This is a genomic window from Nocardia brasiliensis ATCC 700358 (genome assembly GCF_000250675.2).
Classification (GTDB): Bacteria; Actinomycetota; Actinomycetes; order Mycobacteriales; family Mycobacteriaceae; genus Nocardia; species Nocardia brasiliensis_B.
The window spans coordinates 3,608,986-3,622,917 of record NC_018681.1 but is presented as its reverse complement, the minus strand read 5'-3'; the positions used below and the strand labels follow the sequence as shown (position 1 = coordinate 3,622,917).

Below are 13,932 nucleotides of genomic sequence, written 5' to 3'. Positions count from 1 at the left end.
TGTGGCGTGCGGCGCGACGGCTCGTCACGGCGCTCATTCGCCCTTGCCCGACAGTGCTTCGGCCACCAGCAACAACCCGGAGTGATCCAGCGAGCCGTAGCCCATCGCCCTGGCCGCGGCGATCAACTGCGCGGTCAGCGCGCCCATCGGAATGGCGACCTCGGCCTCGCGCGCGGCGGCCTGGATGATGCCCATGTCCTTGTGGTGCAGGTCGATCCGGAAACCGGGGACGAAGTTGCGGGCCAGCATGGTCTCGCGCTTGAGCTCGAGGATCTTGCTGCCCGCGAGGCCACCCGCCAGCACGTCCAGCCCCTTCGCCGCGTCCGCGCCGAGATTCTCCATCAGCAAGATGGCCTCGGCGACAAGGGCGTACGTCCCGCCGACCACGAGCTGGTTGGCCGCCTTGACGCACTGCCCCGCGCCGTTGCCGCCGACCAGCGCGAAGGTCTTGCCGAGCGCCTGGAAAATCGATGTCGCCGAGTCGAAGTCGGCCTGCGTGCCGCCGACCATGATCGACAGCGCGGCGTTGACCGCGCCGGCTTCGCCGCCGCTCACCGGCGCGTCCAGCACCCGCAGGCGGTTCTTCTTGCCTTCGGCCGCAGTCCATTTGGCCGTCTTCGGGGTGATCGTGGAGAAGTCGATGTACAGCGTGCCCGGCTCGGTGTGCGCGACGATGTCGCCGAACACCGCCTCGATCTGCTCGTCCTGCGGCAGCATCGTGATCACGATGTCCTTGTCGCGCACCGCCTCCGCGACGCTGGCCGCGGCGGCACCGCCTGCCTCTTTGAGCTTTTCCAGCCCCCTGGGGCCGATGTCGTAGCCGGTCACCTCGTGACCGGCCGCGACGAGGTGCCCCGCCATCGGGCTGCCCATGATCCCGAGGCCGATAAAACCGATCTTGCTCATGCCTTGATCCACTTCCAATCCAGCTCAGGGTCTTTGTATTCGAGGCCGATCCAGCCGTCGTAGCCTGCGGCGGCGAGGGTGTCGAAGAGGGTGCCGAAGTCGAGTTCGCCGGTGCCGGGCCTGCCGCGGCCGGGATCGTCGGCGATCTGCACGTGGCCGATGTGGCGTGCATGGGTCTTGATCACCTCGAGCAGGTTCTCGTCCATCCGCGCCAGGTGGTACAGATCGCAGAGGAAGCGCACATTCGGCTCGCCGGTCTGCTCGATCACGCGCACGGCGTGCTCGGCGCTGACGATCGGATACTGCGGCGACTCATACGCGTTCAACGCCTCGACCAAGACGACGGCCTCGATCCGGGCGGCGGCGCGGGCGGCCAGGCGCAGGTTCTCCAGCGCGAGCTCGTCCTGTCGCACGGGATCCTCGCCCGCGATCCGGTTGCCGTACAACGCGTTCAGCGCGCGGCACCCGGTGCGTTCGGCGAGACCCACGGCCACGTCGATGTTGTCCCGGAAGCGGGCGACCTCGCCGGGCACCGACACCAGTCCGCGACCCGCCGGAATCAGATCGATGAAATTCAACCCGACCAGCGCCACGCCGGCGTCGTCGAGCGCGCGCACGAAGGCGTCGATCTCTTGGTCGCCCGGCACCGGATTCTCGCCGAAGGGCCACCAGAATTCGACCGCGTCGAATCCCGCGGCCTTGGCCGCGGCGGGGCGTTCCAGCAACGGCAGATCGGTGAAAAGAATAGAGCAGTTGACGTCGAACTTCGGGAGACCGGACTCCCCTGCGTAATGCTTCACTCAGCTCCTTCGCGATATTTCTGCCAACTGCCGACGCGGGTGATGTCGATCAGCTCCGGGTAGGACGTCGGCGGTTTGCGCAGCACCATGGACAGCACCGAGCGCCCGTCGTCGAGCTCGATCGCGCCGAGCTCCAGCTCGGGCGGTTCCGCAGGCAGCAGATGTTCCCGCAGCACGTCCATGGGCACGTCGAACAGCTCGCCGCTGATCGAGTTGCCCCCGTCGGCCGCCGGGTCCAGCCCGGGAAACCGGTCGCCCACCGAGAAGAACCGGTAGCGCGGCGCGGTTTTCGCCTCGCCGGCGAACGGCGCCCCGTGCAGCAGATGATTGAGCGGCCCTCCGCGCATGGCGGAACCGTTCAGGAAAATCAACGGCATGTTCGGGTCCTTTGTCTAGAATTTCACCAAGTATGCGGGCATTTCATATTCTTCGGATAGCTGAGATCAGCCCGAAATCGGCTGATAATTCCGAAGCAGAATTTGTATGAAGCTCCAGCGCCGGAAGTCCCGCAGCGCCGTGCGGTCACCAGGTGGGAATCAGGTCCCGGTGAATAGGTCCGCCGCTCGCGCGCAACGGCTGGGCCGATCCGCCCCGGCGGACCGCGACGATCTCCGCGGCGATGGACACCGCGGTCTCCTCCGCCGTGCGCCCGCCGAGATCGAGTCCGATCGGTGAATGCAGTGCGGACAGTTCGGTTTCCGACAAGCCCGCGGCCCGTAGACTCGCCATCCGATCCTCGTGTGTGCGTCGTGACCCCATCGCGCCCACATAGGCGACCGGCAGCCGTAATGCCAACTCCAGCAACGGAATATCGAACTTCGCGTCATGGGTCAGCACGCACAGCACGGTGCGGGCGTCGACCGTGGTGTGCCGCAAATATCGGTCGGGCCAGTCCACCACGACCTCGTGGGCGTCCGGAAAGCGCGCCTTGGTGGCGAACACCGGACGGGCGTCACAGACGGTCACCCGATAGCCCAGGAACCGGCCGATCCGGGTGAGCGCCGCGGCGTAATCAATGGCGCCGAAGACGATCATCCGCGGCGGCGGCACATAGGATTCCACGAACACGGTGGCTTCCCGGTCACCGCACCCGATGATTCGCAGGCCGGTGCTGCCCGCGTCGAACATCGCTCTCGCCTCCGCCGCGACCACCGGGTCGAAGGTGGCGCCGAGCGTCCACCACGGACCCAAAGCCATTGCCGCGCCGGAGTTCAGGTCACGCACGAGGGCCACCGGCTCGACCGAGCGCAGCAGCGCCTCGATGGTGCCGAAGTCCGCCGGGGTGATCGGCTGCACGAACACTTCGATGGTGCCACCGCAGGTGAGCCCGACGGCGAAGGCGTCGTCATCGCTGTAGCCGAAGCTTTCGCGCACCGGCTGCCCGGTGCGCAGGGCCTCGCGACAGAGCTCGTACACCGCGCCCTCGACGCAGCCACCGGAAACACTGCCGATGACAACGCCTTCGGCGTCCACCGCGAGGGCGGCGCCGGGCGGTCGCGGCGCACTGCCGCTGACGCCGATGACGGTGGCGACGGCATACGACTTGCCCGCCGTGTGCCACTGCAGGAGTTCTGTCGCGAGGTCACGCATTGTTGTCGCCGTTCTATCCGCCGAGCAGTAGTTCGATGGCCGAGATGCCGAAGTAAGCGGCGAACACCACGCCCACCACCCAGATGAGCCAGTGGATCTCGCGGAACTTCCCGCGTGCCGCCTTGATCACCACGTACGCGATGACGCCCGCGCCGACCCCGTTGGTGATCGAGTAGGTGAACGGCATCAGCACGATGGTCAGGAACGCGGGCACCGCGACTTCCAGGTCGGACCAGTCGATCTTGCGGGCCTGAGTCATCATCAGCGCGCCGACCAGCACCAGCGCCGGCGCGGCCGCCTGGATCGGCACCACTGCGGCCAACGGCGTGAAAAAGACTGCCACGCAGAACAATCCACCGGTCACCACGCTGGTCAAGCCGGTACGAGCGCCCTCACCGACGCCCGTCGCGGACTCGACGTAGACGGTGTTGCCCGCCCCACCACTGAGACCACCGATGATCTGGCCGACGCCGTCGACGGTCAGCACCTTGCCGAGACCGGGCATGGTGCCCTTCTCGTCGAGCAGGCCCGCCTCGTCGCAGACGCCGAACACGGTGCCCATGGCGTCGAAGAAGCCGGTGAGCACCAGCGTGAACAGCACGACACCGGCGACCAGCCCACCGGCCTCGGCGAATCCGCCGATCAGATCGATATCGAACAGTAGGCCGAAGTCCGGCGCGGCGAACAGCCCCTTGGGTGTCTCCGGCACGACCGGACCCCAGGTCTTGGGATCGATCTTCGCCAGCGAATTCACCACGATGGCCAGCACCGTGGCGATGGCGATGCTGATCAGCATGGCGCCGGGCACCTTGCGGATGAACAGCGCCAGCATGAGCAGCAGCCCGACCGCGAAAATCACCACGGGCCAACCGGAAAGGTGCCCGCCCGCGCCGAGGGTCACCGGCGGGCCGGTCTGCGCGCCGTGCCCGACCACCCCGGCCGACACCAGCCCGATCATCGCGATGAACATGCCGATCCCGACGCCGATGGCGTTCTTGAGCGCGAGCGGGATGGCGTTGATGATCATCGTGCGCAATCCGGTGGCGGCCAGGATCACGATGATCACGCCCATCAGCACCACCAGGCCCATGGCTTGCGGCCAGGTCATGTGCGGCGCCGCCTGGAAGGCGACCACCGGCACCACACCCAGCCCCGCGGCCAGTGCCAGCGGTACGTTGCCGACCAGGCCCATCAGAATGGTGCTCAGGCCCGCGGAAAACGCGGTGGCGGTGGTGAGTTGCGCGATGCTGAGGGTGTTGCCGTCGATGTCCTGGACCCCGCCGATGATCAGCGGGACGAGCAGGATAACGTAGGCCATCGCGACGAAAGTGGTGATACCGCCGCGGATCTCGCGCGATACCGAGGTCTTGCGGTCACTCAACCGGAAGAAGCGGTCGAGCGCGGACCTTCCGGTGGCCGGCTCCGGTACGGAGGAGTGGGTCTGTACTTGGGTCATGGCGTGCCCTCCTCGGGGCATGGCCGACCTACGATCCGGCTGCGTCGCCGGATCGCGTGGTTCGGTTTGCTGTTGTGGGACCTGTGCTGTGTTGTCCGCGCCGGCAACGGGATTCCGTCGCCGGCGCGGACGCGCACCGCCCCTGTTGATCAACTGCTCCGGATGATGTCTTCCGGACGCACCGGCACTCGGTTGATGTGCACGGTTCCTCCCGCCGCTCGGCACGCGTCCCGTATGGCGGCGACGATCGCGGGAGTCGAGGAGAGCGTGGGTGGCTCTCCGGCGCCGCGCAGCCCGTATGGGGCGTGCGGATCGGCGTTTTCGAGAATCTCGAGCCGCTGTGGCGGCGAGTCGAGAATCGTGGGAATCAGATAGTCGGTGAACGAAGGGTTGAGCACCTTGCCGTCGCGGACCTGGATCTCCTCCATCACCGCGAGGCCCAGGCCTTGCGCGGAACCGCCGTGAATCTGGCCCTCCAGCGAGAGCCGGTTCATGATCTTGCCGACGTCCTGAACCGCGTCCAGCGCAACCACTTTGACCAGGCCGAGTTCGGTGTCGACATCGACCACCGCGCGGTGCACGCACAGGGCCAGCTGGGTGTGGCTGTTCCCCTGTCCGGTGACCGGATCCATGCCGGTGGTCGGCTTGTGGTGGTACTTCCTGGTCTCCTCGATGATTTCGTCACCGAGCAGATCGACGATCGCGGCGAACACCTCACCGGTGCCCGAGACCACCTTGCCGCCGACCAGCCGCAGCCCGCGGGTGGCGCCGAAACGTCCTTGGGCCAGGGCGAGTACGCGCATGCGCACCGCCTCGCACGCGGCCTTCACCGCGCCGCCGGTCATGTAGGTCTGCCGGGAGGCCGACGAGGAGCCCGCGCTGTCGATCTGGTTGTCTGCGGGGTGAATGGTCACCTTCTCGATGCCGAGTTCGGTGCGCGCGATCTGCGCTTCGACCGTGACCAGTCCCTGTCCCACTTCGGCGGCGGCGGTGTGCACCAGCGCGACGGGTTCGCCGCCGATCACCTCGAGGCGTACCCGCGCGGTCGAGTAATCGTCGAAACCCTCGGAGAAGCAGATGTTCTTGATGCCGACGCCGTAGCCGACGCCGCGCACCACGCCTTCACCGTGCGTGGTCTGTGAGGCGCCGCCGGGCAGGTTCCGGATGTCGGCCGCGTCCAGCGGCGCGGGCAGCGGCATCGCGCGCAATTGCCCGAGCATCTCGGCCATCGGCATCGGCGCGTGCACCACCTGACCGGTCGCCAGCTTGGAGCCCTGCGACACCGCGTTCACCTGACGGACGTACACCGGGTCCAGGTCGAGCGCCTGCGCCAGCTTGTCCATCATCGACTCGTGCGCGAAACAGGCTTGCACCGCACCGAATCCGCGCATCGCACCGCACGGCGGATTGTTGGTGTACACGCCGTAGGCATCGATCTTGATGTGCGGAACCTCGTACGGGCCCAACGCCAGTGAGGACGCGTTACCGGTGACGTTGAGGGTGGCGGAGGTGTAGGCGCCGCCGTCGAGCACGATCCGCACCTCGGCGAAGACGATCTTGCCCGCGCGGGTGGCGCCGTACTCGTAGCGCAGCTGCGCCGGATGCCGGTGCACGTGGCCGAAGAACGACTCCTCGCGGTTGTACACCATCTTGATCGGCTTACCGGTGTAGAGCGCGAGCATGCCGGCGTGGATCTGCATCGAAATGTCTTCGCGGCCACCGAACGCGCCGCCGACGCCGGCCATGGTCATCCGGATCTGGTCCGGGGACAGGTCGAGACAGGGACCGATCTGATCGAGATCGTTGTGCATCCACTGAGTGGCGACGTAGAAGTCGAGCCCACCGTCCTCGCCCGGCGCGACCAGCCCGGCCTCCGGGCCGAGGAACGCCTGATCCTGGATGCCGACTTCGTATTCGCCGGTTACGACGACCTCGGACATGGCGCGGCCGACCGCGATATCGCCGACCCGGACCGGCTGATGCCGGGCGATACCGCCCCGCTCCTGCACCTTGTTGGCCTCGGGATCGGCGACCACCGCGAGCGGATCGATGATGGGGGTCAGCACCTCCCACTCGATGGCGATCACTTCGACCGCGCGCCGGGCGATCTCGGGATGATCGGCGGCGACCAGCGCGATCGGCTCACCGTGGTGGCGCACCTCGTCGAAGGCGAGAACCGGTTGGTCCCAGGTCATGTCGAGGCCGTAACACTTGCGGCCGGGCACATCCTCGTGGGTGAGCACCGCGTGCACGCCGGGCAACGCGAGCGCCGCGCTGATGTCCATGCCGAGGATGCGGGCCCGCGGGTGCGGACTGCGCAGCGTGGCGCCCCACAGCATGCCGTCCATCCACATATCCGAGGCATAGGCGAACTCGCCCTTGACCTTCAGCGTGCCGTCGGGCCGCAGCGGGCTCTCGCCGATACCGCCCTTGCCCGGCGCCGCGACCTCACCCGGAAAGCGGGTGCTCCGTACCGCGGTCATCGTGCTTCCTCCCGTTCCAACAGCCGCTTGCGCGCGGCGGCGCCCGCCCGGCCGACCGCGTCGTGCGACACGGTGCGCAGTTCGTCGTCGGCCACGACGGTCCGGCCACCGACGAACAACCGCGCCAGCGGCGGAGTCGGGCCGAACACCAGGGTGCAGACGGGATCGGTGACCGCGGCGCGGAAGCCGTCCACCCGCCACATCGCGATATCGGCGAGCTTGCCGACCTCGAGGCTGCCGATCTCTTGCTGCCGCCCGAGATTGCGGGCACCGCCCAGGGTGCCGATCTCCAGGGCCTGGCGCGCGGTGAGCGCGGTGGGACCGTGCACGGCGCGCTGGAACAGCATGGCCTGGCGCAACTCTCCCGCCATCGAGGTCAATTCGCTGGAGGCGGCGCCGTCCACACCCAGGCCGACGGTCGCGCCGGCCCGCAGAAGCTCGGAGACCCGGGCGATTCCGGCGCCGAGCCGGGCATTGGAGCTGGGGCAGTGCGCGGATCCGGTGCCGGTCTCGGCGAAGCGCCGGATATCCGCGTCGTGCAGGTGCACCGCATGCGCGAACCAGACGTCGTCACCGAGCCAGCCGAGCTTGTCCATGTATTCGACCGGCGTGCAACCCATCTGCTCGCGGCAGTGCACTTCCTCGTCCAGCGTCTCGGCGAGGTGGGTGTGCAGCCGCACGCCCTTGGTGCGGGCCAGCAGCGCGGCGTCGGTCATCAGGCCCTCGCTCACCGAGAACGGCGAGCACGGCGCGACGGCGACCCGGAGCATGGAGTCGAACGACGGATCGTGGTACTTGTCAATGGTTTCCGCGGTGTTCAGCAGGATCTCGTCGCGATCCTCGACCACCTCGTCCGGCGGCAGGCCGCCTGCGGACTGCCCGCGGTCCATCGAGCCGCGGCACGGATGGAAGCGCAGGCCGATCTCGTGTGCCGCGCGGACCTCGGCGTCGAACAGGTCACCGCGTCCCTTGGGGAACACGTAGTGGTGGTCGCTGCTGGTGGTGCAGCCGGTCAGGGCGAGCCAGCCCAGCCCCGCCGAGGCCGCGCCGTAGACCACCTCCGCGTCCATGCCCGCCCAGGTGCGGTAGAGCCCGGTGAGCCATTCGAACAGCGTGGCATCCTGGTACAGCCCCTGGGTCGCCCACTGGTAGAGGTGATGGTGGGTGTTGACCAGACCCGGGGTGACCAGGCAACCGGTGCCGTCGACCCGCTGCGCGTCCGGCACCGCCGGCGCGGGGCCGGCGCCGAGCACTTCGATCCGGCCGTCGGCGATCACCAGGTAGCCGGACGGGATCTCCGGGCCGACCACCGGTGCGATGTAGGCATTTTCGATGATCGTCTTCATCGCGCCGCCGCTTTCCGCTGCGCCGCGAGCCGCACGGCGTCCAGGATCTTCTCGTAACCGGTGCAGCGGCACAGGTTTCCGGCCAGGGCCTCGCGGATCTCCACATCCGAGGGATCCGGGTTGTGCTCGATCAGGTCGTGCGCCTGCACGATGAGACCCGGTGTGCAGAAACCGCATTGCACCGCGCCCGCCTCGACGAACGCCTGCTGCATCGGATCCAGCTTCGGCCCGTCGGCCAGCCCCTCCACGGTGCGTACCGAGCGGCCTTCGGCCTGGCCGGCCGCCACCAGGCAGGAGCAGACCGGCGTGCCATCCAAATAGACGGTGCACGAACCACATTCGCCTTGCTCGCAGGCATTCTTGGAACCGGGCAGGCCCATCCGCTCGCGCAGCATGTAGAGCAGGCTCTCGCCCTCCCACACGTCGTCCACGGTCTCCTGCGAGCCGTTCACGTCGAACCTCACGCGCATCAGGCCGCCTTCCTTTCTGTCAGATAGTCCGTCCAGGCCCAGCCCAGGGTGCGGCGAGCCAGCACCGAGAGGGCGTGTTTGCGGTAGTCCGCGGTGCCGCGGACGTCATCGATCGGCTTCGCGGCGGCAGCGACGAGCGCACCGAATTCGCGCAGCACGCCTTCGGTCAACGGCGTCGCCTGCTGCCACGGCAACTGGGTCGCCAGGAATTCCTCGGCCGACCCGGCGCGCAGCGGTGTCGGGCCGGACGATCCGATGCCGGTGCGCACCGTCCCGCTGCCGGGGTACAGCGCGATCGCGAACGAGCACACCGCGATCACCATGGCGTTGCGCGTGCCGACCTTCGAAAAGTATTGCGGCCCTTCGGCAGGTGGCAACCAGATCGCCCGGATCAGCTCGTCCGGCTCGAGCGCGGTCTTGCGCACCCAGATGTAGAAGTCGTCGATCGGGATCATCCGGGTGCCGCGCGCCGCGGACTCGACCTCGACGACCGCGTCCCCGGCGAGCAGCGCGGGATGGGCGTCACCGGCCGGGGACGCCCCGCCGAGATTGCCGCCGACCGTGCCGCGATTGCGGATCTGCGGCGAGCCGACGGTGCGCGAGGCCTGCGCCAGGCCGGGCAACTGCTTGCCGAGCCGGTTGATGATCTTGACATACGGCACACCGGACCCGATCCGGATTCTGCCGTCGATCTCCTTGTGGTCGAACAGTTCTCGGCACGGGTTGAGATCGAGCAGGGCATTCGGCCTGCCCTTGTCGAAGTTGAGTTCGACCATCATGTCGGTGCCGCCCTGGATGGGCACGGCGTCCGGTCGATCGGCCTTGATGGCCAGGGCATCCGCCCAGCTGCTCGGTCGCAAGAAATCCATCGTCACTCCCACGCCGGGCCGGCGGACGGCGCGTCCTCGCGCAGGACCGTGCCCTCGATCAGGCCGTAGGGGCGGTCGGCGGCGTAGAACACCTCGTTGTCGTTGGTCAGGCCGAATGCGGACAGGTCGACCACGAAGTGATGTTTGTTCGGCAGCGACAGCCGTACCTCGCCGATCTCCGGGCAGGCGGCGAGCACCCGCTCGCCCATCGCGTACAGCGTCTGCTGCAACGAGTAGCTGTAGGTCTCGGCGAACGCCGCCAGCAGGGCGCCGCGCGCCTCGCGGTAAGTCTTGTCCCAGTCGCTCGGCTCGGCGATGAAACGCCACTCCGCGTTGACCTCGGTGGCCAGGATGCGGTCGTAGGCTTCCTGCAGGGTCGTGTACTTGTCCTTGATATAGCCGTGGAACTCCGAGCCGGTGGAGTTCAGTACCACCAGGCCCTGCAAACCCGCTACCACCCAGGTCTTTTCGCCGTCGTGGTGCACCCGTGCGATGCGGGTCTCCTGACCCGAGCGGACGAACGAGTGCTGATCGTCGCCGGGATTCAGCACGATCCGCTCCCAGGCGTGTTCCTCGACGCTGACCCGCGCGTGGTGGATGGTCGGCTGCGAGCCGACGAAATGCTGTGCCAGCAGAACACCGAACGCCTCGGGCGAGGTGATCCCGTGCTCCTTGGCGAAGGCGAAGACGGTGTTCTTCTGCGTGTCCGTCGGCAGGACCGCGCCGTTGTCGCCGGTGAGGTGCACATCGTCCATGTCGCCGGAGAGCGCCACACCGACATTGAGATCGCGGATCTCGTGCACGCCACCGTTTTTCGTCACGCCGACGACGTGGGTCTCCGCCTTGCCGTATCGGTTCGGCCCGAGCTTGATCGACATTGTTTCAGCTACCTCGATAAGTGGAGTAGGAATACGGACTGAGCAGCAACGGCACGTGGTAGTGCGCTGCCGGGTCGGCGACGGTGAAGTCGATCGCGACCGTGGGGTAGAACGGGCTGATCTCGCCCGTCTCGAAAGTCAGCCGGTGCGTACCGGTTCCAGGTGCGGGCAGATCCTTGACGCGGCCGTCGTCGTCGGTGCGCCGTTCGGCCAGCACCGTGCCGGCCGCGTCCGAGAGCCGGATCAGCATCCCCGCGGCGGGGCGGCCGGTAACCGCGTTGAGCACGTGCGTGGACAGACTCACTGCTCCCCCAGCAGCTTTCGCACCCGCAGCCGAGTGATGTCGGCGAGCTCGCTCTGTACCTTGATCCGCTCGTCGAGCTCCGAATTGGCCAGGCGCAGCCGCAATTCGGCGAGGATTTCGGTGGCGGTGCGGCCGGTGGCACGGATCAGGAAGACGTGACCGAAGCGCACTTCGTAGGCGAGATTGCCCGCGGCGAGTTCGGCCCGCACGGCGGCGTCGCCGGTCGCGGCGCCGGACTGTTCCCCGCGCGACCAGCTCGCCTCCCGCTCGGACAGTTCGGCCTTCGCACGGTCACCGATGCGCGGATGCGCCGCGAGCGCCTCCTCGACATCCGGCCAACTCAGCTCGCACACCGTGGCGACGGCCGCGGCGACGAGGCTCGCGGTGTCGGCGTAAGGCCGGGCCGCCGCGACCTTCTGCGCCCACTGCCGGGACGCACAGCAGGTCAGCAGTTCCTGTTCGACCCGGTCCGGTGGCAACGAGTTGAGCCATCCGATGTCGCCTGCCATCTGACCTCCTGTAGGGGGTTGCCGATCTGTTCCGCAAGTACACCCGCCGGAGAACGCCGCAGACAGAAACGAGAAATCTGAACTGTGCGCCAGTTCACACCGGAGTCTTTGTGTGAATGTCCAAGGGCATTCACCAGGGGGTTGACTGTTAGCCTTCGCACCGTGCGCCTCAGATCCCTGCTGACCATGGCGGACCTCGGGCTCGAGCTCGTCACCGGCGAAGACGAACTGGACCGGTTCGTCCGCTGGGTGGTGACCACCGACATGCTCGACCCCGGTCGCTACCTGTCCGGTGGGGAACTCGTCCTCACCGGCATGCAGTGGCGCCACGACCCGGCCGACAGCGAGGTGTTCGTCCGCGCGCTCGCGCAGGCGGGCGTGGCCGGGCTGGCCGCGGGCGACGCCCGCTACGGCGGTGCGCCCCCGGATGTGGTCGAGGCTTGCCGCAAGCATCGGATCCCGCTCTTCCGGGTCCCGGAGAACATTGCGTTCGCCCAGGTCACCGAGCAGATCACGCGCAATCTGTCGACCGGGCGCGCCGCGGACCTGACCGCGATCCTGGACCGGCATCGCCAGCTCGTCTCGGGCGCCGGGCTCGGCTCGGTGCTCGAGTTGATCGAACGCGATCTGGGCATGCGCTGCTGGGTGATCTCCTCGACCGGCCGGGCGGTGGCGGGCCCCGCGACCGCGCCACCGGCCGAGGTGACCACCGCGTTCCTCAGTGCTCGCCGCCTGCCGTCGGCGTTCCGGCCGGAGAGCGGCCGGTTTTCCCTGTTCGCGGTGGACGAGCACCGCACGTCGCGGGCGGCCGACTGGTTCCTCGTGTTCGAGGGCGACTACACCGAGTGGCCGGAGGAGCGTCGCGCGCTGGCCGGTGAGCTGGCCGCGGTCGTCTCGCTGGAACGCGCCCGCCAAGACGACCGGCAGAGCGCCGAGGGGCGACTCGCCCAGGAACTGATCGAGCTGATCGTCTCCGACGCCAAGCCCGCGGAGATCATCTCCCGCCTCGAACTCACCGGGCTCGGCCCGGCGGAGACCTATATCGCCGTCGCCGCGGCCGCCGATGACACCTTGCGCCCCGGCGAATTACGCGTCTTGTTGCGCGAAATCCTTTACGGCAGAAGGCCTGCCGCGGGTGTGGTGGACGGCGAGGCGATCGCGCTCATCCCCGCCGGACCGGACAGCCCGGTCATCGACGAGATCAACCGCGCGGTCACGGCTCTGGAGCCGGGGCTGGGCGGCAGCAGGCTATCCATCGGCGTCAGCGGCGTGGTCGACGGCGAGGGTCTGCGCGGCGCGGTGGAGGAGGCGCGCTACGCGCGCCGGATGGCCGCGGGCCGCTCGCAACCGGCCAGCGTTGTAGGCCACGACGAGCTGGCCACCCACATGCTGTTGCTCGCCTCGGTCCCCGACGAGGTCCGCCGCATGTTCCGGCTGCGCCTGCTCGATCCCCTCACCACCTACGACCAGGACAATCGCGCCGACCTCGTGCACACGCTGGAGACGTTCCTCGAGGTGTCGGGTTCGTGGACCAAATGCGCCGACCTCCTGCACGTGCACGTGAACACTCTGCGCTACCGCATCCAGCGCATCGAAGAACTCACCGGGCGCGATCTGTCCCGTCTGGAAGACCGCGTCGACTTCTTCCTGGCGCTCGCGCTGCGCTGAGTCACCGGCGTCGCCGAGATACGCGAATCATGATGCAGCTATGACGCTTTCAACGGAACGCTCAAACGTCGGGTCCGCCGACCTGGGTGATCTTGTGGGTACCGAGGCGGGTCATCAGATCCTGGTGCAGCAGACGCAGCAACTCGGTCAGGTCGGACTGCTGGGTGCGGGTGAGGCCGGCGAGCAGTTCCGACTCCCGGCCGAGCACCTGATCGACCAGCCGTTCGACCAAAGCGTGTCCGGCGCCGGTCAATTCGACGACCACCCCGCGCGAGCCGTCGTCGAGCGACGCGCGGAAAACCAGGCCTTCGGCTTCGGCCCGCGCGACGCGCTGTGAGATCGCGCCCGCGGTGAGCATCGTCTGCTCCTTGAGCTGCCGGGTGGTCAGCCGATACGGCCTGCCGCTGCGGCGCAGCACGCTGAGCAGGTCGAGGGTGGCCGTGTCGACTCCCTCGGCGGCCAGCACCCGGCGGCGATCGTCGCCGAATGTCTTGGCCAGCTGCCAGATTCGGGTCACCACCCCGATGCCGTCGACCGGAGTACCCGGCCGCTCCCGCTGCCACGCCAATGCGATCGCGTCGACCGGATCGTCGGGATCCATGCGCACCTCCTGGTTGCGTTTAGCCCTAAACGAGAGCTACTGTTTAGATCTA

14 protein-coding genes are annotated in these 13,932 nt (G+C 68.0%); 1 reads left to right on the top strand and 13 read right to left on the bottom strand.

Annotation, left to right across the window (positions count from 1 at the left end; translation table 11 throughout):
* Positions 1 to 33: 33 nt before the first annotated feature.
* The 12 genes from O3I_RS16410 to uraD form a co-directional block, all read right to left on the bottom strand.
* On the bottom strand, positions 34 to 906 hold the full coding sequence (locus tag O3I_RS16410; RefSeq protein ID WP_014984061.1) for an NAD(P)-dependent oxidoreductase: 873 nt from the start codon (positions 904 to 906) through the stop codon (positions 34 to 36).
* On the bottom strand, positions 903 to 1,706 hold the full coding sequence (locus tag O3I_RS16405) for a hydroxypyruvate isomerase family protein (protein WP_014984060.1): 804 nt from the start codon (positions 1,704 to 1,706) through the stop codon (positions 903 to 905). The genes O3I_RS16410 and O3I_RS16405 overlap by 4 nt, the downstream gene beginning before the upstream one ends.
* The gene (locus tag O3I_RS16400) at positions 1,703 to 2,083 is read right to left on the bottom strand and encodes an allophanate hydrolase-related protein (protein ID WP_014984059.1); all 381 of its coding nucleotides are present in this window, start codon (positions 2,081 to 2,083) and stop codon (positions 1,703 to 1,705) included. The genes O3I_RS16405 and O3I_RS16400 overlap by 4 nt, the downstream gene beginning before the upstream one ends.
* Before the next feature lie 145 nt (positions 2,084 to 2,228).
* Positions 2,229 to 3,296 carry an XdhC family protein gene (locus O3I_RS16395; protein WP_014984058.1) on the bottom strand — a complete coding sequence of 356 codons (1,068 nt, stop codon included), beginning with the start codon at positions 3,294 to 3,296 and terminating at the stop codon, positions 2,229 to 2,231.
* Positions 3,297 to 3,309: 13 nt separating this feature from the next.
* Complete coding sequence (locus tag O3I_RS16390) at positions 3,310 to 4,752, bottom strand: NCS2 family permease (protein WP_014984057.1); 1,443 nt, start codon at positions 4,750 to 4,752, stop codon at positions 3,310 to 3,312.
* A gap of 149 nt (positions 4,753 to 4,901) precedes the next feature.
* A complete protein-coding gene (locus O3I_RS16385) occupies positions 4,902 to 7,235 on the bottom strand; it encodes a xanthine dehydrogenase family protein molybdopterin-binding subunit (RefSeq protein ID WP_014984056.1) in 2,334 nt (777 codons plus the stop codon).
* Entirely contained in the window at positions 7,232 to 8,581 is a 1,350-nt protein-coding gene (locus O3I_RS16380; protein ID WP_014984055.1) for an 8-oxoguanine deaminase, read from the bottom strand. The genes O3I_RS16385 and O3I_RS16380 overlap by 4 nt, the downstream gene beginning before the upstream one ends.
* Positions 8,578 to 9,051: a (2Fe-2S)-binding protein gene (locus O3I_RS16375; protein WP_014984054.1), complete on the bottom strand. Its 474-nt coding sequence runs from the start codon at positions 9,049 to 9,051 to the stop codon at positions 8,578 to 8,580. Before O3I_RS16375 ends, O3I_RS16380 begins: the two co-directional genes overlap by 4 nt.
* On the bottom strand, positions 9,051 to 9,920 hold the full coding sequence (locus O3I_RS16370; protein WP_041562656.1) for an FAD binding domain-containing protein: 870 nt from the start codon (positions 9,918 to 9,920) through the stop codon (positions 9,051 to 9,053). Before O3I_RS16370 ends, O3I_RS16375 begins: the two co-directional genes overlap by 1 nt.
* A 2-nt stretch (positions 9,921 to 9,922) precedes the next feature.
* Positions 9,923 to 10,798 carry a factor-independent urate hydroxylase gene (gene pucL / locus O3I_RS16365; protein WP_014984052.1) on the bottom strand — a complete coding sequence of 292 codons (876 nt, stop codon included), beginning with the start codon at positions 10,796 to 10,798 and terminating at the stop codon, positions 9,923 to 9,925.
* Positions 10,799 to 10,802: 4 nt separating this feature from the next.
* Positions 10,803 to 11,102, bottom strand: coding sequence for a hydroxyisourate hydrolase (gene uraH, locus O3I_RS16360; protein ID WP_014984051.1), 300 nt, complete (start codon positions 11,100 to 11,102; stop codon positions 10,803 to 10,805).
* Entirely contained in the window at positions 11,099 to 11,611 is a 513-nt protein-coding gene (gene uraD, locus O3I_RS16355) for a 2-oxo-4-hydroxy-4-carboxy-5-ureidoimidazoline decarboxylase (RefSeq protein ID WP_014984050.1), read from the bottom strand. Before uraD ends, uraH begins: the two co-directional genes overlap by 4 nt.
* Before the next feature lie 162 nt (positions 11,612 to 11,773).
* Between uraD and O3I_RS16350 the strand changes: the two genes are divergently transcribed.
* On the top strand, positions 11,774 to 13,279 hold the full coding sequence (locus tag O3I_RS16350) for a PucR family transcriptional regulator (protein WP_041562655.1): 1,506 nt from the start codon (positions 11,774 to 11,776) through the stop codon (positions 13,277 to 13,279).
* Positions 13,280 to 13,340: 61 nt separating this feature from the next.
* Here O3I_RS16350 and O3I_RS16345 read toward each other — a convergent pair whose 3' ends face one another.
* Positions 13,341 to 13,880, bottom strand: coding sequence for a MarR family winged helix-turn-helix transcriptional regulator (locus O3I_RS16345; RefSeq protein ID WP_014984048.1), 540 nt, complete (start codon positions 13,878 to 13,880; stop codon positions 13,341 to 13,343).
* Positions 13,881 to 13,932: the final 52 nt, after the last annotated feature.